Here is a 26,844-nt window from a genome sequence, read left to right as displayed (position 1 = left end):
TGGTCGCAAGGGTTTGACCGGGCGCGTTGCCCGCCAGGGATGAGGGAAGAACCGACAGACAGGAGGCACGCGCGTGCTGGTGGTGTCCGAAGAGGTGCGGGAGGCGCTCGCCGCGGGGCGGCCCGTGGTGGCACTGGAGTCCACGATCATCGCGCACGGGCTGCCGCGTCCGCGCAATCTCCAGGTGGCGCTGGAGCTGGAGGACGTCGTACGCCAGGAGGGTGCCGTTCCCGCGACGATCGCCGTGCTCGACGGGCAGCCCCACGTGGGGCTCGACAAGGACCAGCTGGAGCGGGTCGCCAACGAGGACGGCATCCGCAAGCTCGGGCATCGCGATCTGCCGCTCGCGGTCGCCGCGGGGGTCAGCGGCGCGACCACGGTCTCCGCCACAGCGCTGCTGGCCGCGCAGGCGGGCGTACGGGTGTTCGCGACGGGCGGGCTCGGCGGCGTACACCGGGAGTGGACGGTGACGCAGGACGAGTCCGCCGACCTGGGGCTCCTGGCGCGGACCCGGATCACCGTGGTGTGCGCGGGAGTGAAGTCGATCCTGGATGTGCCGGCCACTTTGCAGCGGCTGGAGACGCTGGGGGTGGCGGTCGCCGGATACGCGACAGCGCACTTCCCCGGCTTCTATCTGTCCGACTCGGGTCACCCGGTGGACTGGACCCTGGAGTCACCCGGCGAGGTCGCGGCCGTCATGCGCGCACAGGACGCGCTCGACGGGCCCGAGTCGGCGCTCATCGTCGCCAACCCGGTGCCGGAGGCGGAGCAGCTCGATCCCGAGCTCCACGCGCGCGTGCTCGCCGACGCGCTGCACGCGTGCGAGGCGGAGGGCGTGAGCGGCCAGGCGGTGACGCCGTTCCTCCTCGGCTACCTGGTGCGCCACACCGAAGGGGCGTCGCTGAGCGCCAATCTGGCGGCGGTACGCGGCAACGTACGGCTCGCGGGGCGGATCGCGGCGGCCTGGGCAGGGGCGTGACCGGGACGAGCGGTCCCGGCGGGGCTCGCGGCGGGGCCCTCCTGGTCGTCGGCGACGTCGTCACGGACGTCGTCGCCCGGCACCGTGGGCCGCTCGCGTCCGGCACGGACACGGCCGCCGTCATCCGGACCGTGCCGGGCGGCGCGGGTGCCAACGTCGCGTGCTGGGCGGCCCGCCGCGACGGTACGGAGGTACGGCTGCTCGGCAGGGTGGGCGCGGAATCCGCCGCGTGGCACGAGAGCGAGCTGGCCGCTTCGGGAGTACGCCCCCTTCTTGTCATCGACCCGGAGGCGCCGACCGGGACGGTGATCTGCCTGGTGGACACGGGTGCCGCGGCGGAACGCACCTTCCTCACGGACAGCGGCGCCTGCCTGCGCCTCACCCCGGGTGACTGGTCGCCGTCCCTGCTCGACGGTGTCGCGCGGCTGCATCTGTCGGGCTATCTGTTCTTCTCCGAGTCGTGTCGTGCTCTGGTCGCGGTGGCGGTGGAGTCGGCACGCGCGCGTGGGGTGCCGGTGAGTGTGGATCCCGCATCGGCGGGATTTCTCGCGGAGCTGGGCGTGGACCGCTTCCTCGCGCTCACCGAGGGCGTCGACGTCCTGCTGCCCAGCCTGGACGAGGCCTGTCTGCTGACCGGTCTGCCCGATCCGGCGGACGCGGCGGCCAAGTTGAGCCGCCACATCCCGCTGGTGGTGGTCAAACAGGGTGGGGCCGGAGCCCTGGTCGCCCGGTCGGGGGAGGTCCGGGCCAGGGTTCCGGCGGCACCCGCGACCCCCGTCGACACCACGGGTGCCGGGGACGCCTTCACCGGAGCGTTCCTGGCCGCGCTGCTCGCAGGCACCCGGCCGGAGGAAGCCGCCGCGGAGGGGTGCCGGGCCGGGGCTCGGGCGGTGGAACAGGTAGGCGGGAGGCCAGTGGCGGGAGCGTAAGCCGCCGCCAGCGCCAGCGACGGAGGCGGAGGCCACCCCGGGATGAGCCGCCGTGGGACCGTCGGCCGACCCGGGTCCGTGAGTCGCCTCGGGCCCATGAGCCACCGCGGACCTGTGAGCCACCCCGGACCCACGGGATGCCTCGGGCTCATCAGCCGCCTTGGGCCCGTGAGCCAACCCGGGCTCGTGAGCCGCCCGGGCCCGTTAGCCGACCCGGATCCATGAGCGCCTCGGGCTCGTGCGCCACCGTGTGCCCGGTAGCCGCCCCGGGCTCGTGAGCCACCACACCTCGGGCCCGTGAGCCGCCCCGGACTAGACCCGTAGGCCGACCCGGATTTCACAGGCCGACCCCAACCCGCAGGCCGCCCCTGGCCTCTAGGCCGACCCAAGCCATCCGCAGAGGCTTGAGCAGTCCGAGGCGCGCGCCAACGTGACGGCGAGGCGGCGAGGCGCAAGCCTTCCCGCCCCCGCCCGGCGCTACTCCTTGCGCCCCCACGCCGAGATCAGGGGCGCCGTGGCCAGGTCCATTCCGTCCGTGGCCACGTTTGCGAGGTGGCGGTCGATGTCCTGGTCCGTGGCAAGGCCCGCGGCAACGAGCCGGCCGCGGATCTGACGGATCGTCGCGGACTCCAGCGCGCCGCAGGCCGGTGAGGTGATCGGGAAGTACGCGTCGGCCTCGACCTGTCGCAGCCCGGCCCCGCGGAGCAGGCCCGGCAACCGGCGCCCGTACGCGAGATCGGCGCCGTGCTCGGTGAGCAGGTTGCGGAAACCGTGGCGCAGCCGGTTGGCCAACTGCTGTTCGGGGCCGCGCTCGTCGGGGCAGGCCAGCGGCTGGAGCGCCGGATCGGCCTCCTCGACCAGGAGCCGTCCGCCGGGCCGCAGCGCCTTGATCATCGAGCGCAACGCCCGCTCCCTGTCCGGCACATGGGTCAGGACGAGCCGCGCGTGCACGAGGTCGAAGCCCTCCCCCGGCGCCTCGTCCACGCCCACGTCATGGACGCGCAGCTCGACGGGAGGGCGGAACGCCGAGGTGGCCCAGGAGGTGTCGATGTCGGTTGCCACGACCTTGCCGGTGGGGCCGACCTTCTTGGCGAGCCAGGACACCACGGACGTGCCGCCCGCGCCGACCTCCCAGCAGCGCCAGCCGGATCCGATGCCGAACCGTTCGATGTGCCGGAACGTCGTGGGGTCGAAGAGAGCGGCGAGGGCGTCGAAACGCTGCCCCGCCTCGGTCTGCCGGTTGTCGAGGAGATACCCGTCGGTTCGCGTCATGCGCCGATCATCCCAGTTGTCCCGCTTGTCCATGATGGTTGACGCTCCCGATGCCAGCGCGTCGCGCTCGGCACGCCGACAACCGTCGACACCTCGGCCGATTGTCGGCCGAGGCGATGAATCCGGAGCGGAATCCTCCGTTCCCACAGGCTTTCCCGGCCGCCAAAACATCCTGGCAGACTGGCCGCGGCAAGGCGCAGAGTGCGGCGCGAGGAGATCCACGCGAGGAGATCCAGATGTCCATGGCAGGGAATCTGCGAAGGGTCACGGGCCTGAGCAGGGTCGGTGGCCTCCGCAGGGTGGCACGGCTGACACGACGGCATGCCCGTGTCGACCTGAGCCATCCCGCCCGGTCTCCACTGGGCACGGCGGTGGTGAACTGCGTGGCGTACGAAGAAGGGGCCAGGATCCCCGCCTGCCACGATCTGGTCGAGACGGTGGAGCGGGTCCGCAAGGTCGACGGCGGATTCGTCTGGCTCGGGCTGCATGAGCCGACGGATGTGGAGTTCGCGGGCATCGCCGAGCTGTTCGACCTCCACCCGCTGGCAGTCGAGGACGCGGTGGACGCCCACCAGCGCCCGAAGCTGGAGCGGTACGGCGACACACTGTTCGCGGTGTTCAAAACGGTCTGCTATGTCGAGCACACCGAACTGACCGCGACCAGCGAGGTGGTGAACACCGGCGAGATCATGGTGTTCGTCGGCCAGAACTTCGTGGTCACCGTGCGGCACGGCAGGCACGGTTCGCTGGGCCCGCTGCGCGAGGAGCTGGAGGCGAACCCCAAGCAACTGGCCAAGGGCCCGGCCGCGGTACTGCACGCGATCGCGGACCATGTGGTGGACGACTATCTGAACGTCACGGACTCGGTACAGGAGGACATCGACCAGGTCGAGACGGATGTGTTCTCCGCGAACGGCGCGCGGGCCGACCCCGGGCGCATCTACCAGCTCAAGCGTGAACTCCTGGAGCTGAAGCGGGCGGTGGTCCCGCTGGGCCGCCCCATCATGGATCTCGCCACCCAGCCGATACGGGTGATCGGCCCGGAGATACAGGCGTACTTCCGCGACGTCTCCGACCACCAGCTGCGGGCCGCCGAGCAGATAGCCGCGTTCGACGAGCTACTCAACTCGATTCTGCAGGCGCATCTCGCGCAGGTCAGCGTCGCGCAGAACGAGGACATGCGGAAGATCACGGCATGGGCGGCGCTGATCGCCGTGCCGACGATGGTCTGCGGGGTCTACGGCATGAACTTCGACTACATGCCGGAGCTGCACTGGAAGTTCGGATACGGCCTGGCCGTCGGCATCATCGCCGTCGCGTGCTCCACGCTCTACCGGGGGTTCAAGCGCAACGGCTGGCTGTGACACGCACTCGTCCGGCACGTCCTGCCGAACGAGCACGTGTCCCGGCGCTGCCGTGGGGACCTCGGAGTCAACACATCCCCTTGGGGACCTCCGGGTCAATGCGTCCCCATGTGGACCTCGGGGTCAGCGTGTCGCGCTCTTCGCGTAGACGCTCTCGGCCCAGCTCGCGAGTTGTTCGTCCGTCAGATGCGCGGCCAGGTCGGCCTCGCTGATCATCCCGACCAGGCGCTTGTTCTCGATCACAGGAAGGCGGCGGATCTGGTGCCCCTGCATCTCGCCGAGTACGTCGCCCACGTCGGCGCTCGCATCGATCCAGCGCGGTGTGCCCTTGGCCATCTCCCCCGCGGTGATGCGTGCCGGGTCATGGCCCATGGCCACGCAGCCGACCACGATGTCGCGGTCCGTGAGGATGCCGCAGAGCCGTTCGTTCTCGTCGCTGATGGGCAGCGCGCCCACATTGAGCTCACGCATCAGCTGGGCGGCACGGTCCAGCGTCTCGTGAGCGGGGATCCACTGGGCGCCGCGGTGCATGATGTCTCCGGCGGTGGTCATGTAGTACCTCCCGGTGCCGGACGGCCGGCGCGGCGCGGGAAGGCACCGCTAGTCCCGGCGCCCTACATTCTTGCCGGGTACGGGGAGATACGCACCCGGAAGTTCACGGCTTCGGCGTGACATCGCGACCCGCCCGGGCTCCCGCACTCACCCGCCAGCCAGCCAGGCGCCCACTCACCTGCCAGCCAGCCAGCCAGGCGCCCACTCACCTGCCAGCCCGGGCCCCCGCCCACATGTAGACCCAGGCCCCGCCTACCCGTCGACCCAGGCCCCCGTCCGCCTCTCCACCCGGGCCACCGGTGGACGAACCCACACCGCACCCGGGCCCCCGGTGGACGAACCCACCGCACCCGACCACCCCGACCCCTCGCCCACCCGTCCGCACCCTCACCCCCACCCCGCCCCCGCCGCACCCACCAGGAGCCGTCAAGCCCTCGAACCCTCGAACCCACAAGTGACTCCGCACCCACCACCCCCGTTCACCCACGCGGCATCATGGGCCGTGTGCGACTCGAAGCGATCACCTGGGACCGGCTCGGCGGCCTCCTCGCCGAGCGCCTGCTCGATCTGAAGCCGGCCGACGGGAGCCCCTGGCCGCGGATCGCCTTCGACGGAACTCCGGCCGCCCGGCCCGGTGACCTCGCCGAACTCGTCGCCGAAGCCCTGCGCCCGCGCGGCCGGTCCGCACTCGTCGTCGGCACGGAAGGCTTCCTGCGACCCGCCTCCCTGCGGTTCGAGTACGGCCACCAGGACGTCGAGGCGTACTACGACGGCTGGTAATTCCGGAGCACCCCTCTGACCTGGGCCCATGAAGGTCGAAGCGGCTGTGACCTGCTAGGACGGGTTGCAGAGGCGATCGGAGGCAGTCAGAGGTAAACGCTCTGATTCGACCCGGGTTCGACCCGGGCCGCTCGGAGGCAGTCAGAGGCGATCCCTCTGCATTTGCCCCCGAGTGGACCCGAGTTGGCCGGTTCGATCAGGGCGTCAACCTTGACGCTCTTCGCTTCGGCCTTGGTCGAGCTGTGATGGGGACGCCTGCCTCCACCGGAGCCAGGCATACGAAAGCCCCCAGGACGGGAATCCTGGAGGCTTCGCTGGCACCGATTGGAGGTCGGTTCCGGACACCACCCGCGGTTTTAGCGGGCCTGGGTGGCGTCCCTGTCTTTGCGAGACGACCCCACCGTGCCAAACCTCACGTATCAGGCAGAGCCACAACGACCGACCTCTCACCCGTTCGGTCTACTGGGCCTCCACCGACTCCGCCCGGCGGCTGCTGAGCTCATCCTGCTCGGCGACCTCACCGGCCGCTACGCCACGGGCAGCTACAGCAGGCTCGGCTCCGATGGCCGCAGTCTGGTCCTGCGTGAGGACCGCCAGGGCACAGCAGAGCACGGTCACCGGATCACAGCGGCCATCGCCTGCCATGTGGCCCGCTCCGGCGGAACCTTCACCCAGCTGACCCGGCTGCTGTTGCACCCCGACCACGAGGGTGGCCGGCACGCCCGGCACATCGCACTGCGCTCCGGCCAGGCGCGCGCCCTGGACTACATCCGGCGGGTGTGGGCGAGCGCCTCGGCTGCGGTCAGCAGTACGAGAGTGCTGGAGTCCCGCCATCACGCGTTTGAGGTCCTCGTCGCTCTGCGGGACCGCATGGAGACGACGCCCTGGCGTGGGGAGCGGCGGCGGACCGCGCTGCGGGTACTGCGCGCCCATCTGACCTTCGCTGAGATCGCGGGCGGCCCCCTGCACCACGCCAGCGAGCGGCAGACCGCGGAGGAAGCAGGAATCTCACGCACGACCTTGCGAGTGGTCTACGAGACCGTCCTCAGGCCCGAGGGCTGGCTGCGTCGTCTGCGGGTCGGCCACGGGCGGGAGGGTTCGACCTGGTATCTCGGCGACGGCATCACCGGCCATGGCGCCCCCGCTTCGCTGTCTCGTTCCCGGACCACTCAGTACCCCCCCGACCCGGCACTTGAGGAGTGGCCCACCTCTGAGACAGGCACGACGGCCGACATCGATTCCACCGTGATCAGCCGACTGATGGGCCACGACGCCTTCGCCCGCCACGGCCTCGGCAGCTCCGCCCTCATGATCATCGGAGCGCTGCAGGTCCGGCCCGTTCAGACCGTCAGCGAGCTTGTCGGCACGGCCTCGGTATCCCGTGCCACCGCTTACCGGACGCTGCGACGCCTGGCCGACCACGGCCTCGTGGACCACACCGGCGAGACCTGGGCGCTGGCTCCCCGAGCACTGGAAGGCTTCGGTAACGACGCCCTGAATGCTGATTCCGGGCCAGACACACGGCCGGCGCGGGGCTGGGACGAGGTCGCCCGCCGACACGGCACCACGGGCGTCGCAACCCGACGCAAGGCCCTGCACGCGGCCGAGCGCGCGGCATACCGGAAGGCGCTGGACCGGCTCGCGGAGCACCGCAGCAAGGCCTTGGTGATCGTCCGAGACGGGCGCCAGGTCCTGGTCCCCGCGCTCCGCCCCGATGAGATCCCGGGCGAGTGGCAGGCCCCCGACGGGTCCGTCCTCGATCCGTCCACCGGTCGCCCTGCTGCCGACTGGCGGGTCGCCACGGATGGCCGGCTGATCCTCATCACCTCGACTGACCAGCGCAGTTACGACGAGCTGGCCGCCGCCCATGCCGAAGCCCTCAGTGAATGGGAGTCCGTCGCGTGAATCCACAACCACAACCACCACCAGCAGGAACCGAGACGGGGTTCGAGAATGGGGCGGTCACGGCTCAGGTTCTGCGCCAGCGCTACGAGTCCGGGGCCACGATCGCCGAGCTCGTAGCCGTCAGTGGGCTGTCGTACGGCACGGTCGTCAACCGGCTGCACGAGGCCGGGACCGAAATGCGCACCTCGTGGCAGACGCGCCGGATGCGCGACGAGCAGGCGCGCCGCAATCTCGCGGCACATCTGCGCCGCCTCTACGAGCAACATGGCGCGACGCTTGGGGAGTTGGCCGCGGCAGGTGCCGGGACACGGCGTGCTGCGAGGCGGCTACTGATCGAGGCCGGGGGCACGCCCCGCACCACCCAGCAGACGCTGCGCATCCGCTCCGCAGCGAATGCCACGGCGCGGAAGAAGCTCGCGGCGTCCTTGCGGGCGCGGTATGAGGGCGGCGCCTCGGTGCCGGAGCTGGCCAAGGAATGCAGCCACTCGGTCGCCACGGTCTACCGGCTTCTGCGCGAAGCAAACACCCGGATGCGGCCCCAGCACCGGCACGGCCCCGCTCGCAGATCGGGGAAGCGGTCATGACCGGCCCAGCGCGGCCCCTCCTTGATCTCGCCGCGCGTGCCAGTCGACTGCTGGCTTCGCCGCGGTGCCATCGCCCGTCCAGCCGCGTGGCCCGCGCCCCGCCCCCTGGCCGCTGCGCATAAGCGCGGCCACCGAATCAGACAGCACCCTTCTATTTTCTGGAGATCGAGCACACGTGAATGAGAACACCCGTCACACGACCCTGGCTGCGGCCACAGCCCATGTCTGGGACGCCTTCGTGATCGTTGTCGGCATGCTCAAGGGCGGCACCGGCAAGACCACCTCGGCCTGGTTCATCGCCCTCTACTACGCCGTCGTTCTCGGCCTGCCGACGCTACTGCTGGACGCGGACGCGACGAGTCAGTCTGCCTACGACTGGTTCAAGGTCGCCCAGGCCGAGGGCTTCGAGATGCCCGAGAACCTGGTGGTCGAGCGGTACCCGTTCGACGACATCGCCGAGCACATCCGTGAGAAGCGCGCCGAGTTCGGGGCGATCGTGGTCGACGCGGGCGGCGGCAGCGCCCGGATCTTCCACGAGGCTGTCACCGAGGCGGACCGCCTGATCGTGCCCGTCGCCCCGACCAAGATCGAGCGCCGCAAGCTCGTGGCCACCTTCGACGAGGCCGAGCGCGCCGCCGCCCGCAACACCCGCGACATCACCGCCCACGTGGTCCTGGTCAAGGCCGACGACCGCACCAGCCTGCCCCGCACCGCGAAGGACAAGCTGCTGGAGCCCGCCCAGGGCGAGGGCATCGGCCCGGACCGCGACGAGCCGTTCCCGCTCGCGGACACCGTCATCCACTCCTGGGTGCACTACATGGAGGCCTTCGGCGAGATCCCCACCGAGCTGAGCGAGTACGCCGAGCTGATGAAGGAGCTGACGGCATGAGCGAGCGTATGAAGCCCCCAGCCCGCCGCACCGGGCGCGCCCTCGGCGGAGGGGCCAAGAAGACGGCCCCTCCGCCCCCTCCGCCGGCTGCCGAGCTCACCCCCGAGCAGTTCGCTGCCGAGCAGGCCGCTGCCCAAGGAGAAGGCCGTCCTGCTGCCAGCGAGCAGCAGGTTCAGCCCGCTCCTTCCACGGATCCAATCGAGGGCGCGGCGGGCCGGACCGAGCCGGTGCCCGAAGTGGCGCAGACTCCCGCCCAGTCGACAGCTGAGGTCGCGACGAGGGGTCCCGTGCAGGAACCGGTCTCCGATCAGCCGGTTCGCCTGGCTGGCGTCGCCCCCGAGAGGCGCGGGGAATCCCCTGCAGAACCGGTGGAGCAGCAGGTACAGCCTGTCGTCCCGGCTACGGAGATGACAGCGCCTGCGGTTCAGCCCGCCCAGCCAGCCGAACAGGCCTCGCAGCACCAGCCGTCCCACTTCACGTCGGTGGTTCCTGGCGTGGCCTCGGCCACCGAGGTTGCAGTTCGCCCGGCAGTCCCTCCGGTCGCTGGCGGCACGGCGTTCCCGGTGCGGACCGATGTTCCGAGGGCTCACTGGGACCAAGGCGCGCGATCGGTGGCAGCGCCGAGCGAGGGAACGCCGTGGGCTCCGGGGCCTGGACGGCCCAAGGACATTCCCGAGGCGACCGTCGTCCTCAACCAGCGCATCATCGCGCGGGAAAGCCTCGACTCGTCGGTCCCCGCTGCGCTGAAGCTGAAGAAGCGGATCAAGCGCTTCGCCCTGGACAACGAACTCGACCACCTGCCCATCGGCGACATCGTCTCGGTCGCGCTGGACGAATGGCTCACCACCCGCGGGTTCTGACCCCAACCCCAGTATGGGGCGGCCTCCCCCACGCCAGGGGTGTGGCCGCCCCTCGTGCCGACTATTCCAATAGCCCAATAGGCGGATAGCTATCCGCCTATCCGGACCGACCGGAGCAGCTCTCGTGCCTGATCACTCCCACTACGCCCGCCGACTGCGCGACATCGCCGACGCGCTCGACGCCGAGTGCCAGCCCACCGATGACGTTCTTACGCCGCATCTGGACACTCTGGATGTCATCAGCAATCGGCACACCAAACGAGGACAATTCAACTACGCCGTACCCGAAGCTCTCCAGCTCCAGCGTCGGATCCGCCGCTACAACGCGGACACTGACGTGCCGCATGGAGACATCGTGGCTCTGGCCCTCGACACCTGGCTCCGCGCAAAGGGCTACCCGCCCGACCTCAATCGGTCAGAGACAGAAGTCCGCTGACCAGCCTTCTCCCCTCGTGAAGAGATCGACATGCCCCTTCTTCACTGCGTGCCCGGGCGTTCACCCGCTTGGCGAGCAGGCGGAGAGTCTCCTCAACCACGGGATTGTCAGTTGTCGGCGCTAGTAGGGCTTGGTCAGGTCGGTTGTTGTGGTGCGTGTCCTGCGGGCCCGGTGTGGCGTTGAGAGTGTGTGACTCCGGACGAGATTGCTGTGGTGCGTGGTGAGTTGGAGACGTTCGCGGCGGAGGTGTTCGAGCCGTTCGCGCGCAAGGATCAGCGCCGGTGGGGGCAGGTTTATGTGCGGGGGCTGCTGACCGACGGGCAGCGTAAGTCGGTCGAGCCGATGGCCGCCCGGCTCGGGGAGGACGGCAATCGTCAGGCACTGGCCAACTTCATCACCACCAGCCCCTGGGACCCGGCGCACATCCGGGCCCAGCTCGCCTGGCGGATGGAGGAGACGATCGGGCCCAAGGCCCTCATCTTCGACGACACCGGGTTCCTCAAGGACGGGATGGCCTCGGCATGCGTGTCGCGGCAGTACACCGGCACCGCGGGCAAGGTCACCAACTGCCAGGTCGGCGTCTCACTCCACCTCGCGTCCGACCACGCCTCGGCGGCGGTCAACTGGCGGCTGTTCCTGCCCCGGACATGGGATCCCGCCTCACCGGAGGCCGATGCGGACAAGGTCGCCCGCCGCACCGCCTGCGGCATCCCGGACGATGTCGGGCATGTGGAGAAGTGGCAGCTGGCCCTGGACATGCTCGACGAGACCCGCTCGTGGGGGATCGAGGTGCCGCTGGCCGTCGCGGACGCCGGATACGGCGACGCTGCCGCGTTCCGGCACGGACTGCAGGCCCGCGGCCTGAACTACGTGGTGGGGATCTCCACCACACTGTCGGCCCAGCCCGCCGACGCGGTGCCGGTGGCCGGGCCGTACTGCGGGACGGGACGCCCGCCGCTGGCCAAGTATCCCGACAAGCCGCGGTCGGTGAAGGAGCTGGTCATCGCGGCGGGCCGGAAGGCTGCCCGGCCGGTGCAGTGGCGAGAGGGCTCCCGGCCCGGCACCGGCCGCTTTGGCCGTAAGCGGATGTACTCCCGCTTCGTGGCCTTGCGCATCCGGCCTGCCGGACGCGAGGTCCGCCAGGCCACCGACGGCCCGGAACTGCCCGTGTGCTGGCTGCTGGCCGAATGGCCCGCCGGTGAGAACGAGCCGGTGCAGTTCTGGCTGTCCGACCTGCCCTCCGGCATGCCTCTGACCACGCTGGTCCGCCTCGCCAAACTCCGCTGGCGCATCGAGCACGACTACCGGGAGATGAAGCAGGCCCTGGGACTTGCCCACTTCGAGGGCCGGACCTGGGGCGGCTGGCACCACCACGTCACCCTCGTCTCCGTCGCGCACGCCTTCTGCACCCTGCAACGACTGGCCCGGGCCCCAAAAGACCCAGCACCGGCCTGAGCCTCTACCAAGTCGTCCGCGAGCTACAGACACTCCTCGCCCTCTGGACCGGTGCCTGCCCCACCTGCCACCGCAACATGCCCACACCGATACGAATCTGACCAAGCCCTACTAGTGTCCTGAGTCGTTAATTCGTGTGCAGTATGCGGCGAGGGTGTCGAGGATGTCGTCGGCGGTCTTCGTCCAGACGAACGGCTTGGGGTTCTTGTTCCACTCGTTGATCCAGCTGCGGATGTCCCGTTCGAGTTCGACGACGCTGCGGTGGGCCGAGCGGCGGAGTTTGCGGCAGGTCAGCTCGGCGAACCAGCGCTCGACGAGGTTGAGCCAGGACGCCGAGGTGGGGGTGAAGTGCAGGTGGAAGCGAGGGTGGCGCAGGAGCCACTTCTTGACCGGCTCGGTCTTGTGGGTGGCGTAGTTGTCCAGGACCAGGTGGAGTTCGAGGTCCTTGGGGACGGCGGCGTCGATGACCTTCAGGAAGCGGAGAAACTCCTGGTGGCGGTGGCGGCGGTAGTGCTGGGCGATGACCGAGCCGGAGGCGATGTCCAGGGCGGCAAACAGGCTGGTCGTGCCGTGCCGGACGTAGTCATGGGTCATCTTCGCCGGCGTGGCCGGCGCCATCGGCAGCACGGGCTGGGTCCGGTCCAGGGCCTGTATCTGCGACTTCTCGTCCACCGCCAGGACCAGAGCATTCTCGGGCGGGGCGAGGTAGATGCCCACCACGTCGCGGACCTTGGTCACGAACTGCGGGTCGGTCGACAGCTTCCAGGTCTCCACGATGTGCGGCTTGAGGCCGAACGCCCGCCAGATCCGCGAGACAGCCGACTGCGACATCCCCACCGCCCCGGCCATCGAACGCGTCGACCAGTGCGAATCACCCGACGGTGGCGCCTGATCCAGCGTCCTGGCGACCAGGGCCTCGACCTGCTCGTCCGTGATCTTCCGCGGTGCCCCCGAACGCGGCCGGTCCACCAGGCCCTCCAGCCGGTCCGCGGCGAACCGGGCCCGCCACTTGCGTACGGTCTCCCGCGAGATCCCCAGATCCTGCGCGACCTGCGCGTTCGGCCGGCCATCCGCGCACGCCAGCACGATCCTCGACCGCAACACCAGCGCCTGAGACGCCGTCTGCTTGCGCAACCAGCCCCGCAGCACCCTGCGTTCGTGATCGGACAACTCCAGCAACAGCGGCTCAGGACCAGGCATCACCCCACCCTATAACCGCCCGTCAACTTCCGACTCAGGACACTAGGGTCGCTCCCCTGTTCCTGACAGCGCACTGGGGGTGGCGTGGCTTCTGTGCAGACTGCAACACCGCGTGGGAGTCGTGCAGTTCAGCCGACGTGGGTGTGGCTCATGGTCCTGACCGCGCACCGTGGGATCTGCGTCTACTGCGGACGGTCGCGTGCCACCACGCTCGATCATGAGAGGCCGGTGGCAGAGCGGGGGGCAGACATCTGGTGGAACTTCGTGCCCGCGTGCGATGGCTGCAATCGATGGAAGAACGGGCGCACAGCGCGCAACTGGGTTCGTGACATGGATCTGCACCACCGCTACCCGAAGGTCGGCTTCACCAGCAGGGCGATGCGCCCCGAGGTCTATGTTGGGATTCCGCGCCGAGTTGAACGGGTCCAGGGGGAGATTGCCGACATCGACCGCCGCGATTGGTTCCGCCATCACTACGGCCGTGAGACGCACAGGGTCAAGGCGGGCATGTTCGAGGCGCTCGAACGCTGCAAGACTGAATTGAAGGGTTACCCGTATCATCCCTGGACAGCACCAAAGGTTCGGGAGGCCGATGCTGACACCTGCGTCCGCCGGGTGTGCTGTGGGTGGAAGGACCGGCAGGCCTGGTTCTCGGCACCGACGATGATCCTTGCCGAGGAAGACCGCACGGCATTCCTCAGGGCTGCGTACAGGGCAAAGCTCTATCCGGGCGATCTCCTTGGAGAATTGGTGCGCAAGCACTTGGCCGACCTAAACGACAGCATCGCCGAATGAGCCAATCTGGGCGGTTGGCGAGTCGATGTCATCACTGCCCAGACCAGCACCGGGGACAGTCAGTTCGGATCGAAGGGGCGCCCCAACGAAAGGCCGTCGTGCAGCGACGAGCAATCCCTGGGGCAACTCCACCGACAGCATCCCAGCGAACGATTCAAGTCGGTGACAGAGAACAGAAACGCCCCAAGTAGCAGGCCGCGAGGGTGCAGTTGGGCGTGAGCTCGTCTCCGAAGCTCCGGCGCGCGAGCCCTGTTCCGCCTCTTGACCAAAAACTCCCCCACAGCGGCTTTCATAACACATACTACTTCTCGCCTCACGCGCCACAGATTGTACGGCGGTGGTGATGGCATGGATTCTGTCAGGCCGATCCGGGAGCACCATGCACGTCACCCACGCCAAAGTGGCCAACTTCCGCGCCTTACGTGACGCGGAGATTCAGATCGACGCGTCGACGACACTGATCGTGGGTCGGAACAACAGCGGGAAGACCTCGTTCGTAAATCTGTTCGAGAAATTCTTCAGTCCGAGCGACGAGGTCAGGTTCGTCCTTGAGGACTTCACCACAAGCCGCATTGCCGACCTGGAGCACGCTCGCCGACAGTTCGCCGACGCCGAACAGCTGGGAGCAGCTGGCGACAGCGAGGCCGGGGAAGCACTGCGCAGCAAAGCGCTTGAGCTGGTACCGGCCATCCGTCTCACGATCACGATCGACTACGACGAGAAGGACGACCTCGCTCCCATCAGTTCAGCGATCCTCGATCTCGACGAGACCTGTCACAGCGTCCGGATCGTCGCACTCCTTGCCGCTGGCGACCCGAGGAAGCTCCTTACGGAATTCGGCGAAGCCGCCCGCCGCGCGGGGAGCCAGTTCGACAGCTACAAGTGGCTGCGCAGGAAGTTCAACGAGCACTTCACGGCGACGTACCGTGCGGTGAGTCCCGTCGATGACTCGGTCACGCGTGAGCTCAAGCCGAGTGCCGCACGGTCGATACTCGCGGTCCGGTTCATCTACGCGCAGAACAAGTTCGACGACACTCCCGCGGACAAGACCCGGACCCTGTCGAAGACGTTCGAGGCCTACTACCGGGCCTCAAGCACCGACGACAAGCGCGGTCAGAACGTCGACCGTATCGAAGAGGCGCTCGCACTGGCGTCGAAAGAGCTGGACGCCAACTACGACGAACTCTTCGAGCCGTTCCTCGACGACCTGAGCACCTTCGGCCTGGAACTGATGTCTCCACTGCACCCGCCCCGGATCGTCGCTCTGATTGAGGGCGCCGCCGTTCTGCGCGGGAGCACCCGGATCCAGTACCCCTCTGGAGACGCTCAGTACCCGCTGCCCGAAGGGCACAACGGCCTCGGATACAGCAAACTCATCTTCACTATCCTGCAGATCCGGGGCTTCATTGAAAGCTGCAGCCAGGCCAGCCCTCAGCCTGCACTGCAGATCCTTTTCATCGAGGAACCCGAGGCCCACCTGCATCCCCAGATGCAGGAGACGTTCATCAAGAACATCGAGGAGTACATCAAGAGCAAGACCGGCCGGAACGTGCAGGTCGTCATCACCACTCACTCCTCACACATGGTCGCCAGAAGCGGATTCGCGAAGATCCGCTACTTCGACGCCACGGAACACCACATCTCCATCAAGGACCTGTCTACCTTCCAGGCCAACGTCAAGAAGACGAAGGACGGCAGCGAGACTCTGCGGTTCCTGGAGCAGTACATGGAACTGCACCGCTGCGACATGTTCTTCGCCGACAAGATCATCCTCATTGAGGGGACAGCCGAGCGGCTCCTCCTGCCAAAGATGATCGGCCGCTGCGCCGCACGTCTGCAGCACCAGTACGTCTCAGTCATCGAGGTGGGTGATGCCTACGCGGTCCGCTTCCGCAGCCTGCTGGAGTTCCTCAATGTCAAAACCCTCATCATCACGGACCTCGACTCCGTCGACCCATCCCAGAAACGCGCCGGCTGTCATCCCGCCACCCCGGGTGCATGCACCTCCAACTCCACCCTGAAGAAGTGGCTTCCGGCCAAGGAAGCCATCACCGACCTGCTCGCCGCGGAAGGCAAAGACAAGACCAGCAAGAAGGTCCGGGTTGCCTACCAGGTACCCGAACATCCAGCCGGGCCCTTCGGCCGCAGCTTCGAGGACGCCTTCATCATCGCCAACGCCCCGGTCCTGGCCGACAACCTCTCCAACCTCGCCCTGAAGGGGCACTTCGACCGCACGGTGGGCGAACACCCCGGCGGTACGGTCATCGAGACGCACGCCTACGAGATCGCGGAGAGTCTCCGTGACCACAAGACGGACTTCGCTTTCGACGCCATGCTCCTGGACAACTGGAAGGTACCCCGGTATATCGACGAGGGCCTGCTGTGGCTGATGCTCCCGTGAAGACGACCATCGACCAAGTTATCGATGAGCTGGATGCGGGGCGCAGCTTCCTGGTCGAGGCCGGTGCTGGCGCGGGCAAGACCACAACCTTGGTCCAAGCACTGGAGCACAGCCTCCAGCACCACGGTGCGGAGCTGGCAAGCAAGGGCCGCCGGATCGCCTGCATCACCTTCACCAACGTCGCCAAACGCAAGATCACCGAGCGGATCCACGACCACCCGCTCGTGACCGTCGCGACCATCCACGAGTTCCTCTGGGAGGTCATCAAAGGCTTCGGTGGCGAATTGTGGCAGCAGATCACCGAGTACAACGACGCTCTGCCTACACCTGAGGATCTCAGCGAACTCACCAGCCCCCCGACGCCCATCCAGTACGTCGACTGGCGGCGGCGTCTGCACCGTGGCGAGATATCCCACGACGAGGTCATCGATCTCGCGCTGCGCATGGTGACCCGGTATCCCAAACTCACACGCCTGATCGCCGATTGCTACCCGGTCATCTTCGTCGACGAGTACCAGGACACCTCTCCCAAGACGATCCGGCTTCTTCTCGACCACCTTGCCGGAGCCGGCCGTCAGCCCTGCGTCATCGGGCTGTTCGGCGACTCCATGCAGAAGATCTTCACCTCGGGGCAGGGTGCTGTCACTCACCCCAAGCTGGAGCCCATTACCAAGCACGAGAACTACCGCTGCTCTCGCCCAGTGGTCGAGGTGCTCAACAAGATCCGTCCCCAACTGCGGCAGGAGGCGGTTGGCGAGAACACGGACGGGGAAGTGCATCTCTTCCTCAACTCCGCCCTGCCCGCCGGCCAGGCACGCCTGGCCGCAGCTCGCCAGCACCTTGCCGGGCTGGGCTGGTCCGACGACACCACCAGCTATCTGATGCTCACCCACCGGGGCATCGCAGGAGCCCTCTCCTACGGCACCCTGCTCCATCAGTACCAGATCCTCGGCTCGCAGGGCCGCGACAAACTCCTGGACAACGACGAGCCGTACATCGAGTACCTCAGCAGGGTCGAAGCTCTCTGCAGCGCCTTCCACACGCTCGACTACGCAGAGCTCACCAGCCTTCTGGTGGCAGGAAGGACCACCATCACAAGCCACCGCGACAAGCGACGGATCGCGGCCGACATCAGAGAACTGATTGCAGTACGAGAGTCCGGAACCATCGGCGCCGTACTCGACCACATGGCTCGGCAGCACCTCCTGTCCGTGCCCCGCAAGCTCAGCGACCTCGAACGCCGACGGACGTCGGAGGATCTCGAAGGCTACGACCAGAAGCTGGCCGACTTCTCCAACGCACTGCGCAAGGTCCCCTACGCGGAAGTCATACGCTTCATCGAGTACCGCGAGCAGCGCACCCCGTTCCACACACAGCATGGAGTGAAGGGCGATGAGTTCGACAACGTCATCGTGATCATCGACGACGCTTCGTGGACCCAGTACAACATGGGCAAGATGCTCGCCGGCCGGGACATTGAGAAGCGACTGGAGCGATCACGCAACCTGTTCTACGTCTCGTGCTCACGAGCCCGCCGTGGCCTCGCGGTCGTCTTTCTCGCTGACATCCCTGACGGTGCCCTGCCCACAGCCCACGACTGGTTCGCCTCAGGTACCGTGCACCCTTGACCCCACAAGGTGTGCATTCCGCGGCCGTCGGCCTGGCGGCATCGCGACTGCCGGTTCCCGCTGCCGCTCAGTCCAGCTGCAACGTTAAAGTGACCCTGCGGAAGTGGGCGCATGACGTGGTCGCGAAGCCGAGGACGCACACCGCTCTCACCCAGGGAAGATCGCAAGACGCCAAGGGGGAATCAGCCGAGTGGAACTTGAGATACGCCTGGAGGACGGGGCGCCGGGTGAAGAGTTCACATCACTCCTCCAGTGGCTGCGCCGTGAGCGAGATCTTCAGGGGCATGTGAGGGCCCAGCGTCGGCCAACACAGGCGGATGAACTCGGAGGCGCATTCGAGCTGATCAGTGTGGCTGTCGGTTCTGGTGGCATAGCCACAGCCTTCGTCACGTCGCTAGGGTCCTGGCTCGGCAGCAGGCGCACCGAACAGAGCGTCAGTGTCACCGTCGACGGGAAGTCCGTACAGATTATCCGTAATGGAGCAGACCTCGTTGACGAGGCGGAACTTCTGCGCCTGATCAAGCAGACACTCGATGAGCATTAGGAGCAGCACCGACCGGCTCGATCAATGCGCCGTCCTACTGGGCGTGTCAAGCTATCGCGATACGAGGCAGCGCCCTGTACCGGCAGCCGCCAACAGTCTTCGGCGCATGCGACAACTGCTGACCGACTCAACGCTGTGCGGCTGGCCTCCTGAGCAGGTGACCGTGATCGACAACGCGGCTCACGTCCCGGAGGTTGCAGTCCTGCTGCGCGAACTTGCGGCGCGCACCGATGGCACGTTCCTCTTCTACTTCGTCGGCCATGGCACCCTTTCCGAGCGTGGTGAGCTGTTCTTCCCGCTGAGTGAAACCAATACGGATCACGTCGATCTGACCGGCATGCCCTACGCCCACGTTCGAGACGCTCTGCTCGACAGCCCAGCGCGTGTGAAGATTTCGATCCTTGATTGCTGTCATTCCGGCAGAGCCGTTCAAACACTCTCTACGCAGGCAGACAGCCTGACCTTGGCGGCTGATGTTCGCGGAACATATGTATGGACGGCTGCAGACGGTCCCGCGCATGTCGTGCCCCTCGATCAACAGGCCGACGCCTGTACCTCGTTCACGGGTGAGCTCATCAGCCTTGTTCGCGAAGGGATTCCGAACGGGCCGACGGCCCTGACGCTCGGAGACCTGTATGAACCCCTACGCCAGAGGATGCGGGCCCGCGGCCTACCGTTGCCGAACCGTCGGGTAGATGACAGTGCAAGTAGCGCTCTCTTTGCATGGAACGCGTGGAAACCCGCCAGGCCAGCTGCCACTGTCCAGCTTGAAGCGTCTAGCCTGGCAAACCGGAACAGGCTGGCCCGGCCGCCCTCCCGCGCTGTGGCACAACCTGTCATAGGCAGAAGGGACATTGCAGCACTCAAGGCCGCAGTGCCGCTGAAGGATGTGATCACCGACTACGTGCCGCTGCGCAAGTCTGGGCGCGAATTCCGAGGAAGTTGCCCTTTCTGTGAAGGGAGCAGCGGGCAGTTCAGCGTGAACAGCCATAAGGGTGCCTACCACTGCTTCGAGTGCCAGGTCGGCGGCGATGCACTGGACTTCATCATGAGGATGGAGCACCTCTCCTTCGGCGAAGCCGTGGACCGGCTGGCTTCACGCGGCGGTATCACGCTGCGCGCTGATGCAGGCCACCGTGACCGCCAACACGTTGAGCGCATCCGCCTGGTCGAAGCACACAGAGCGGCCACGCAGTTCTACTTCACACAGCTCGACACCAGCACCGAGGCCGCTATCGGCCGCACATTCCTCGCCGAGCGCGGTATTGACCAAGCCGCTGCCGAGCAGTTCTCCGTCGGCTACAGCCCTCAAGGCTGGGACCACCTCACCCGCTACCTGCGCGGCAAGGGCTTCACTGACAAGGAGCTCCTGCTCTCCGGCCTTGCCCAGGAGGGCCGCCGCGGCCCCATCGACCGCTTCCGCGGCCGCCTGATGTGGCCCATCCGCAACATCGGTGGCGAGGCCGTCGGCTTCGGCGCCCGCAAGCTCTACGAGGCCGATACGGGCCCCAAATACATCAACACCCCCGACACCCCGATCTACATGAAGTCCCAGGCGCTGTTTGGCATCGACCTTGCGAAGAAGAACATCGCCAAGACCAACCGCGCCATCGTCGTCGAGGGCTACACCGACGTCATGGCCTGCCACCTGGCAGGTATCCCCACAGCCGTCGCCACCTGCGGCACCCCCTTCGGCACTGACCACATCACGATCCTGCGGCGCCTCCTCAAAAGCGATGGAAGCGCCCGGATCACCTTTGCCTTCGCCCACGATGGACACGCCCATCAGTCTGCGCTGCGCACACTCAAGGACGATCAGAAGCTCGCCGGCCACTCCTACGTCGCCGTCGCCCCTGACGGGATGAGCGCCAGCGCATTGCGCATCGCCAAAGGCGACGCGGCCGTCATGGAGCTTGTTGAACCGCGCACCCCGCTCTTCGAGTTCGTTCTGCGCCAGATCGTCGCTCGACACGACATGGAGACCACCACCGGGCAGAAGGCCGCCCTGGCAGAGGCTGCTCCTATTGTCGCCCGAATCACGGACAGCACGGCTCAGCACCACGTCGCGCTCGGGCTCGCCAGCATGCTCGACAACCTGGACGAAAACCTCGTGGTCAGGCACATCAGGCAGCTGGCTCGTGAAACTCACGGCAGCGCCAGCCGGACCTCCGCTGCGGAGCACCCGCCTACGTACGCGAACGCTGAGACCCCGCCCAAGCCCGTGATCAATCTTCGTAACGCGGTTTATGCAACGGAGCGCGAGCTACTCAAGATCGCTCTGCAGCGGCCCGGCTTGGTTTCTCCGGCCTTCGATGCGTACGGGATCGAGGAGTTCACCGCTGTGCCCTACGCGGCTGTGCGCCGCGCGATCACGGACGCGGGCGGCGCCGAATATGGCGTCCAGGACCCCCAGGAGTACCTGTCTTTGGTCCGCGAAGCCGCTCCTGACGACGCTGTCCGTGCCCTGATCACTGAGCTGACCACCGAGCCGATCATGCGCAGGAACGTCGATGAAGCCTACGCAGGCGACCAACTCGTCACTGTCAGGCGGCGTTCTGTCGACCGGCGTATGCAGGACCTCCTGGGCGTCCTAGCCCGCGAGAGCGATCAGAAGGACTCATCGCGTTCGACCGCCGTGCAGAACGAAGTGTGGGTGCTGCAGCAGTACGGGCAAGCCTTGCGCGAGCGAGGTGTGGAAGCCCTTTGAACGCGCTCCCCCCTTGCCACTGACTTAGACCGACCGGCGAATGGTCGCGCTGGGCACGAGACAGGCACGGGCCTGAGTGATCATGGAGTTCTCTACGCTCAGTGATCACCGGAGGGCCCGTGCCTGCTGTGCCATCTTGCCTGCTCGAACCCCTGTGGGACCAGTTCGCCGCCCTGCTGCCCGCGCGCGATGACTATGCGCCGGCCCACCCGCTGGGCTGTCACCGTCGCCGGGTCCCGGACCGGATCGTCTTCGAGCACATCGTGCAGGCCCTGGTCCACGGCACCGGATACGAGCGGATCGCCAGTCCGGGCTGCTCGGACCGCACCATCCGACGCCGCGTCAAACTCTGGTCCCAGATGGGCATATCAGAGCAGGTCCACGCCCTGGCGCTCCAGGCGTACGACCGGATGATCGGCCTTCAACTGGCCGAGATCTCCGTGGACGGCTGCATCACGAAAGCTCCCTCGGGCGGCGAGAAGGCCGGACGCTCCCCGGTCGACCGGGGCAAGCAGGGACTGAAGCGATCGGTGGCCTCCGACGCGGCCGGGGTCCCTCTGGGGATCGTCTCCGCAGGCGCCAACCGGCACGACTCACCACTGCTCGGCCCCACCCTCGAAGCAACGAAAGCCCAGGTAGGAGCACTCCCGGAGCAAGTGAACGTCAACCTCGACCGGGGCTACGACAGCGCCAGGACCCGTGCCTTGCCCGACGAGTTCGGCTTCACCGGCGAGATCGCCCGTAAGGGCGTGCCCGCGCCGATCCAGGCCGGCAAGCGGTGGGTGGTCGAGCGTTCCCACTCGTGGATGAACGGCTACGGCAAGCTGCGGCGCTGCACCGAGAAGGACGGCAGCGCCGTGGACTTCTACCTCTACCTCGCCGCTGCTTTCGTCACGCTCCGCATGCTCATCCGACGCTCGACGACCCGCTATCGCTGGGACGGCCGCCCCACCACCCGACGCCTCAAGTGATCCATTCGCCGGTCGGTCTTAGTAGTTGTTGTCTTTCCGATCTTGAGAGATGCACGTCGAACGGGAGTCCCGATTGGGTGATCGTGGGGCGCGTGGCGCATACGGACAGGGCCTCCTGAACAGCTCGTTGGTGTCGAATCACCGAGCAGCAGGAGGCCCTGATGCAGCAGTCTTCCGTGCCGACGGCCGGGCAGTCCAGCTCGGTCACCTGGGAGTGTGACTGCCTGGCTCACCGGTTCGGAAACGCCGCCGACAACGGGTTGCGGCAGCCGCGCTACCCGACGGACATGACGGACGCGGAGTGGGCGGCCGTCCGGCCGTTGCTGCCGGTGCCGGGCTGGATGCGCGGTCGCGGCGGCCGGCCGGAGGCGTACTGCCACCGGGCTGCACTCGATGCAATCCGCTATCTCGTGGACAACGGCATCAAGTGGCGGGCGATGCCGGCCGACTTCCCGCCGTGGGACCGGGTATACGCCTTCTTCCGCCGCTGGCGCGACCACGGCCTGGTCAAGGAGTTCCACGACCGGCTACGTGCGCAGGTCCGCGAGAAGGCGGGCCGCGACGCGGAGCCGACGGCCGGAGTGGTCGACTCGCAGTCGGTGAAGGCGGACGCGGTCGTCGGCTCCGACAGCCGCGGCTTCGACGGCGGCAAGCTGATCAACGGCCGTAAGCGGCATGTCGTGGTCGACGCCCTCGGCCTGCTGCTCGCGGTGATGGTCACCGCCGCGGATGTCGGCGACCGCGCCGCCGCCCAGGTCCTGCTGCACCAAGTCGCCGACGCGCACCACCGCCTCGCCCTGGTCTGGGCGGATGGCGGCTACACCGGCAGTCTCGTCGAGCACTGCCTGGCCACGCTCGCCCTGGTCCTGGCGATCGTCAAGCGCAGCGACGACATGCGTGGCTTCGTGGTGCTGCCCAAGCAGTGGATCGTCGAGCGCCTCTTCGCCCACCTGATGCGCACCCGCCGCCTGGTGCGCGACTTCGAGCGCCGCACCACCAGCGCCGAGGCGATGGTCTACTGGTCGATGACCCTGCTCATGACCCGCCGCCTGGCCCGGTCACATTCTGCGCGAGCGTGAAGCGGCCCGGATGCTGTTCGGCCAGCCAGCCGCGCGCGACCAGGCGTTTCGCCTTCGTCCGCAGCGCCTCCACCTTCGCCGGCACCGCGTCCAGGCCGAACAAGACGGCCATCTCCTGGCAGGTCAGCGGCCCTTGATGGAGGCGATGCCGGTCCGCAAGGGCCTGCAGGATGCGCTGGTAGTCGATCGATAGCACAGACCAGGCCAGGCCCTCGCGCCACATGGGCACCTGCGACTTCGGCTTCGCGGCCCTCGACGCCGATGATGCCTCCTCGGCCGGTCCCTCGGCCGGCATCGCCCGCTCGGTCCGGGCGTGATCTTCGGTCTCGTCCACCGGTGCCAGCACCTCGCCGACCCGCGTGCGGGCGATGGCCCACTCCTTCCATTCCCGCTCGGCCACGGCCAGCTCGGCCTGGATACGGTCGGCTTCCTCCCGCAGTTCGTCCACACGACGGCGAGCACCCAGCTCACGCTGTTCCAACAGCCCGCCAGCAAGAAGACCACGGCCAACAAGGCGGGCACGGGCGGGCAGAAGACGGCCGCTACGAGGGGGTCTGTGTAGCGAACGGTGGAACTCGGTCGGTTTCTTCAGCGTCGTCCGGCGGCGAGCCGGCCGTCGAAGGTGATGTCAAAGGCTTGGAGTGCGGCCTTCCAGCGCATGGTCCAGCGTTTGCGTCCGGTGCCGGTCGGGTCCAGGCTCATGACGGCCAGGTAGACGCACTTGAGGGCGGCCTGGTCGGTGGGGAAGTGTCCCCGGGCCCGGACGGCCTTGCGGATCCGTGCGTTGATGCTCTCGATCGCGTTGGTGGTGCAGACGATCCTGCGGATCTCCACGTCGAACCGGAGGAAGGGCACGAACTCCGCCCAGGCCGCCTCCCAGAGCCGGACGATCGCCGGATACTTCCCGCCCCAGGCGTCGGTGAACTCCACGAACCGCTCCAGCGCAGCCTCTTCAGTCGGGGCGGTGTAAACGGGCCTGAGCGCCTTCGCGATCTTCTCCCAGTCCTGCCGGGCCGCGTAACGAAAGCTGTTCCGTAATAGGTGAACGACGCAGGTCTGGACGATCGTCGCAGGCCAGACGGTATTCACGGCGTCCGGGAGGCCGGTCAGGCCGTCACAGACCAGCATCAGGACATCGGCCGCGCCACGGTTCTTGATCTCGGTCAGGACCTGGAGCCAGTACTTTGCGCCCTCCCCGCCATCGCCGATCCACAGACCCAGAATGTCCCGGTGGCCCTCGGCGGTGACCGCCACCGCCATGTAGACGGGCCGGTTGGCGACCTGACCGTCCCTGACCTTCACGTTCACACAATCGATGAAGACGACCGGGTAGACGCTGTCCAGCGGACGGTTCTGCCATTCCGACATGCCGGCCATCACGCTGTCGGTGATCGTGGAGATCGTGGACTTGGAGATCTCCGCGCCGTACACCTCGGCGAAATGCGCGGAGATCTCCCCGTGCGTCAGCCCCTTCGCCGACAGCGACAGGACCATCTCGTCCACCCCGCCCAGACGCCGCTGCCGCTTCTTGACCAGCTGCGGCTCGAACGACCCGGCCCGGTCCCGCGGCACCGCGATCTCGACCGGCCCCGACTCGGTGATCACCGTCTTGGAGCGGTGCCCGTTTCGGTAGTTGTCGCGGCCACCCTCGGCCCGTTCTCCGGGCTCGTGCCCCAGATGATCAGTGAGCTCGCCCTCCAGCGCGGACTCCAGCACCCGCTTGGTCAGCTGCTGCAGCAGGCCGCCATCCCCGGTGAGCTTCACGCCACCGGCTTGAGCCCGGGCCACCAGCTCGGCGACCAGCCCGTCATCCACGGCGCTCGCCCCACTCACAGCGGCCTTCCCGGCCTCGGTGTCACTCGTCACGTCAGTCATCAACTGTCGCTTCCAGCTCGGGAGTTACACCGCTCACCGTACAGACCCCGACCAGCGATCCTTCCCCAAGCTCAACCACGAAACGGACAAGAGCCCACGTTCCGCACTCTCATAGCTGCCCTGCGGCACACTCAGACGCAGGTGATGGATACCATCACGGGTGCGCACTGGGCGGCCTTCGTACTGCAGGGCTGGTCGACTGGATGAGTGGCCGGTCCCGGCATGGCCTCAGGTGGCGGCGAGGATGTCGAGGACCGAGATCACCGTGGCGCCGGGCTCCAGACCCTTCGGGGGATGCGGACCGTACGCCAGCTTCGCCGGGATGACGGCGAGGATCCGGCTGCCGACCCGCTGGCCGACCAGGGCGCGGTCCCAGCCAACGATGACGTTGCCCCGGCCGATCACGACGGGCAGCGGGCCGCCGTCCGCGTGGGAGCTGAGGAAGAGGTCCGCCTCGTCCTTGCCGCGGGCGGCCTCCCAAGCGGCCGAGGAGTGCTGCAGGACCAGGGTCTGCCCGGCCTTCACCACCGGACCGGCGCCGTCCACCAGGCGCTGGACGACGAATCCCTTGGGAGCCGCTTGGTCGCGGATGGTCAGTGTGGCGGTGCCGTCGCCCTTGTTCATGTGCACCTCGGGCAGCGCATTGGAGACCGAGTGCTGCTCGCCGGGGACGACGGTGTGGGCGCCGATGACATTCAGGATGTCGACGGCGAACACGACGGTGTCCTTGCCGGTGACATGGAACTGCGCGCTGCCGGTCGTCCCGTACGCGGCCGCCGGGGGTGCGACGACCAGGACCCGGCTCCCGGCGCGCTGGCCTTGCACGGCCCGGTCCAGGGCGGGCAGCGTCGCGCCGCGCCCGACGGCGAACACCTGCGGCCGGGCCCCCTTGCCGTACGAGCCGGGCAGCGCCTTGCCGGTGCGCCACACCTTGGCGGTGTAGCGGACGACGACCGCATCGCCGGGGTGTGCCGAACGTCCCCGCCCCTGCGTCTGCGGCGCGACGACGAACTTGCCGCTCGGCGCGGACTTCGGGACCGAGATCGTGGCCGGGCGCCCGAACTTCCCCGAAACAGTGGGCAGTACGGCATCCGTGCGCACCACGGCGGGCACGGCCGCCTTTGTTTGCGGCGGCGCCGAGGGGGCCGCGAGCGGCCGGTGCCAGCCGTCCGGCCGGGACTGGTGGGATGAATGGTTGCTGCTGCACCCCACGAGCACGAGGGCTGGTGTTATCAGCAGGGCTGCGAATCGACGCATTTCTTTCCCGAGGATCAGGTGGGTGCGACCGCCGAGGACTCGGATCGGTTGCCCCATCGTGGACTGTTTTCCGTTCAGCGCTAGGTATTCAGGACTGGAGCAGCCGCGAATTCGTTGATGATTCCGGCGGCTTGCCGAAGCTCTTCGACCGTGTCACGCGCCAGAACTTCTTGCTCGTCGATGTCGATTTCTGCACAGCGCATTTCACTGTTGCCGAGATACAGCATGGCAGTGCATCGAACAACGGTGGTGGGGCGATGTCCTGCCGCAGGACTCTTGTCCCCCTCGCAGCAAGATAATGCGCTTGCCCCTGATCCAGAAGTCCGGTTAGCTCGCGACTCCCGCACCGCGGGCCGTGAATCCCCACCATATGATCCATTCA

23 protein-coding genes and 2 pseudogenes are annotated in these 26,844 nt (G+C 67.6%); 18 read left to right on the top strand and 7 right to left on the bottom strand.

The window, feature by feature from the left end:
* Window positions 1-73 precede the first annotated feature (73 nt).
* Together OHA11_RS36025 and OHA11_RS36020 are read left to right on the top strand one after the other, a co-directional pair.
* On the top strand, window positions 74-979 hold the full coding sequence (locus OHA11_RS36025) for a pseudouridine-5'-phosphate glycosidase (protein WP_266503464.1): 906 nt from the start codon (window positions 74-76) through the stop codon (window positions 977-979).
* On the top strand, window positions 976-1,908 hold the full coding sequence (locus OHA11_RS36020) for a carbohydrate kinase family protein (protein ID WP_266503462.1): 933 nt from the start codon (window positions 976-978) through the stop codon (window positions 1,906-1,908). Before OHA11_RS36025 ends, OHA11_RS36020 begins: the two co-directional genes overlap by 4 nt.
* Before the next feature lie 477 nt (window positions 1,909-2,385).
* Here OHA11_RS36020 and OHA11_RS36015 read toward each other — a convergent pair whose 3' ends face one another.
* Window positions 2,386-3,180 (bottom strand): methyltransferase domain-containing protein, encoded by a 795-nt coding sequence (locus tag OHA11_RS36015; protein WP_266503461.1) that lies wholly within the window; start codon window positions 3,178-3,180, stop codon window positions 2,386-2,388.
* A gap of 236 nt (window positions 3,181-3,416) precedes the next feature.
* Here OHA11_RS36015 and OHA11_RS36010 point away from each other — a divergent pair, with 236 nt between their 5' ends.
* Entirely contained in the window at window positions 3,417-4,544 is a 1,128-nt protein-coding gene (locus OHA11_RS36010) for a magnesium and cobalt transport protein CorA (RefSeq protein ID WP_266503459.1), read from the top strand.
* Window positions 4,545-4,667: 123 nt separating this feature from the next.
* Here the strand turns inward: OHA11_RS36010 and OHA11_RS36005 are convergent, their stop codons facing one another.
* Window positions 4,668-5,096 carry a CBS domain-containing protein gene (locus tag OHA11_RS36005; RefSeq protein ID WP_266503458.1) on the bottom strand — a complete coding sequence of 143 codons (429 nt, stop codon included), beginning with the start codon at window positions 5,094-5,096 and terminating at the stop codon, window positions 4,668-4,670.
* Window positions 5,097-5,591: 495 nt separating this feature from the next.
* Between OHA11_RS36005 and OHA11_RS36000 the strand changes: the two are divergent.
* The 7 genes and pseudogenes from OHA11_RS36000 to OHA11_RS35970 all read left to right on the top strand — a co-directional run.
* A pseudogene (locus OHA11_RS36000) lies at window positions 5,592-5,873 on the top strand (uridine kinase); the annotation flags it as partial.
* A gap of 405 nt (window positions 5,874-6,278) precedes the next feature.
* Window positions 6,279-7,781: a transcriptional regulator gene (locus OHA11_RS35995; RefSeq protein WP_266503456.1), complete on the top strand. Its 1,503-nt coding sequence runs from the start codon at window positions 6,279-6,281 to the stop codon at window positions 7,779-7,781.
* Complete coding sequence (locus tag OHA11_RS35990; protein WP_266503454.1) at window positions 7,778-8,365, top strand: helix-turn-helix domain-containing protein; 588 nt, start codon at window positions 7,778-7,780, stop codon at window positions 8,363-8,365. Before OHA11_RS35995 ends, OHA11_RS35990 begins: the two co-directional genes overlap by 4 nt.
* A 175-nt stretch (window positions 8,366-8,540) precedes the next feature.
* Window positions 8,541-9,254, top strand: a complete 714-nt coding sequence (locus tag OHA11_RS35985; RefSeq protein WP_266503453.1) for a ParA family protein — start codon at window positions 8,541-8,543, stop codon at window positions 9,252-9,254.
* Window positions 9,255-9,865: 611 nt separating this feature from the next.
* Complete coding sequence (locus OHA11_RS35980) at window positions 9,866-10,114, top strand: hypothetical protein (protein WP_266503451.1); 249 nt, start codon at window positions 9,866-9,868, stop codon at window positions 10,112-10,114.
* Window positions 10,115-10,238: 124 nt separating this feature from the next.
* Window positions 10,239-10,550: a hypothetical protein gene (locus OHA11_RS35975; protein ID WP_266503449.1), complete on the top strand. Its 312-nt coding sequence runs from the start codon at window positions 10,239-10,241 to the stop codon at window positions 10,548-10,550.
* Window positions 10,551-10,739: 189 nt separating this feature from the next.
* Complete coding sequence (locus OHA11_RS35970; protein ID WP_266493618.1) at window positions 10,740-12,005, top strand: IS701 family transposase; 1,266 nt, start codon at window positions 10,740-10,742, stop codon at window positions 12,003-12,005.
* Between the two features lie 111 nt (window positions 12,006-12,116).
* Here OHA11_RS35970 and OHA11_RS35965 read toward each other — a convergent pair whose 3' ends face one another.
* Complete coding sequence (locus tag OHA11_RS35965; protein ID WP_266503448.1) at window positions 12,117-13,205, bottom strand: IS630 family transposase; 1,089 nt, start codon at window positions 13,203-13,205, stop codon at window positions 12,117-12,119.
* A gap of 150 nt (window positions 13,206-13,355) precedes the next feature.
* On the opposite strand from OHA11_RS35965, the gene OHA11_RS35960 reads away from it, so the two are divergent.
* From OHA11_RS35960 to OHA11_RS35925, 8 genes and pseudogenes are all read left to right on the top strand, one after another.
* The gene (locus OHA11_RS35960) at window positions 13,356-14,000 is read left to right on the top strand and encodes an HNH endonuclease (RefSeq protein ID WP_266503447.1); all 645 of its coding nucleotides are present in this window, start codon (window positions 13,356-13,358) and stop codon (window positions 13,998-14,000) included.
* Window positions 14,001-14,379: 379 nt separating this feature from the next.
* A complete protein-coding gene (locus OHA11_RS35955) occupies window positions 14,380-16,401 on the top strand; it encodes an ATP-dependent endonuclease (RefSeq protein WP_266503445.1) in 2,022 nt (673 codons plus the stop codon).
* Window positions 16,398-18,029, top strand: a complete 1,632-nt coding sequence (locus OHA11_RS35950; protein WP_266503444.1) for a UvrD-helicase domain-containing protein — start codon at window positions 16,398-16,400, stop codon at window positions 18,027-18,029. The genes OHA11_RS35955 and OHA11_RS35950 overlap by 4 nt, the downstream gene beginning before the upstream one ends.
* Before the next feature lie 190 nt (window positions 18,030-18,219).
* Window positions 18,220-18,573 carry a hypothetical protein gene (locus tag OHA11_RS35945; protein WP_266503443.1) on the top strand — a complete coding sequence of 118 codons (354 nt, stop codon included), beginning with the start codon at window positions 18,220-18,222 and terminating at the stop codon, window positions 18,571-18,573.
* A pseudogene (locus OHA11_RS35940) lies at window positions 18,563-19,219 on the top strand (caspase domain-containing protein); the annotation flags it as partial. The gene OHA11_RS35945 and the pseudogene OHA11_RS35940, both read left to right, overlap by 11 nt.
* Window positions 19,220-19,411: 192 nt before the next feature.
* The gene (gene dnaG, locus OHA11_RS35935; protein WP_266507680.1) at window positions 19,412-21,280 is read left to right on the top strand and encodes a DNA primase; all 1,869 of its coding nucleotides are present in this window, start codon (window positions 19,412-19,414) and stop codon (window positions 21,278-21,280) included.
* Window positions 21,281-21,399: 119 nt separating this feature from the next.
* The gene (locus tag OHA11_RS35930) at window positions 21,400-22,251 is read left to right on the top strand and encodes an IS5 family transposase (RefSeq protein ID WP_266503442.1); all 852 of its coding nucleotides are present in this window, start codon (window positions 21,400-21,402) and stop codon (window positions 22,249-22,251) included.
* A gap of 161 nt (window positions 22,252-22,412) precedes the next feature.
* Window positions 22,413-23,330, top strand: a complete 918-nt coding sequence (locus tag OHA11_RS35925; protein ID WP_266503440.1) for an IS5 family transposase — start codon at window positions 22,413-22,415, stop codon at window positions 23,328-23,330.
* Here OHA11_RS35925 and OHA11_RS35920 read toward each other — a convergent pair.
* The 4 genes from OHA11_RS35920 to OHA11_RS35905 all read right to left on the bottom strand — a co-directional run bounded on the left by OHA11_RS35920 (window position 23,287) and on the right by OHA11_RS35905 (window position 26,689).
* A complete protein-coding gene (locus OHA11_RS35920) occupies window positions 23,287-23,778 on the bottom strand; it encodes a hypothetical protein (protein ID WP_266503438.1) in 492 nt (163 codons plus the stop codon). The two genes, OHA11_RS35925 and OHA11_RS35920, sit on opposite strands and share 44 nt — an antisense overlap.
* A gap of 140 nt (window positions 23,779-23,918) precedes the next feature.
* Window positions 23,919-25,205 carry an IS256 family transposase gene (locus OHA11_RS35915; RefSeq protein ID WP_266503436.1) on the bottom strand — a complete coding sequence of 429 codons (1,287 nt, stop codon included), beginning with the start codon at window positions 25,203-25,205 and terminating at the stop codon, window positions 23,919-23,921.
* 228 nt (window positions 25,206-25,433) lie between these two features.
* The gene (locus OHA11_RS35910) at window positions 25,434-26,462 is read right to left on the bottom strand and encodes an FKBP-type peptidyl-prolyl cis-trans isomerase (RefSeq protein ID WP_266503435.1); all 1,029 of its coding nucleotides are present in this window, start codon (window positions 26,460-26,462) and stop codon (window positions 25,434-25,436) included.
* A gap of 80 nt (window positions 26,463-26,542) precedes the next feature.
* Window positions 26,543-26,689: a hypothetical protein gene (locus OHA11_RS35905; protein WP_266503434.1), complete on the bottom strand. Its 147-nt coding sequence runs from the start codon at window positions 26,687-26,689 to the stop codon at window positions 26,543-26,545.
* Between the last annotated feature and the right edge of the window lie 155 nt (window positions 26,690-26,844).

Origin of the sequence: Streptomyces sp. NBC_00878, from assembly GCF_026341515.1 — a bacterium.
Lineage (GTDB): Bacteria > Actinomycetota > Actinomycetes > Streptomycetales > Streptomycetaceae > Streptomyces.
Note: the sequence above shows the minus strand (reverse complement) of the source record. Positions and strands in the feature narration are given on the sequence as shown.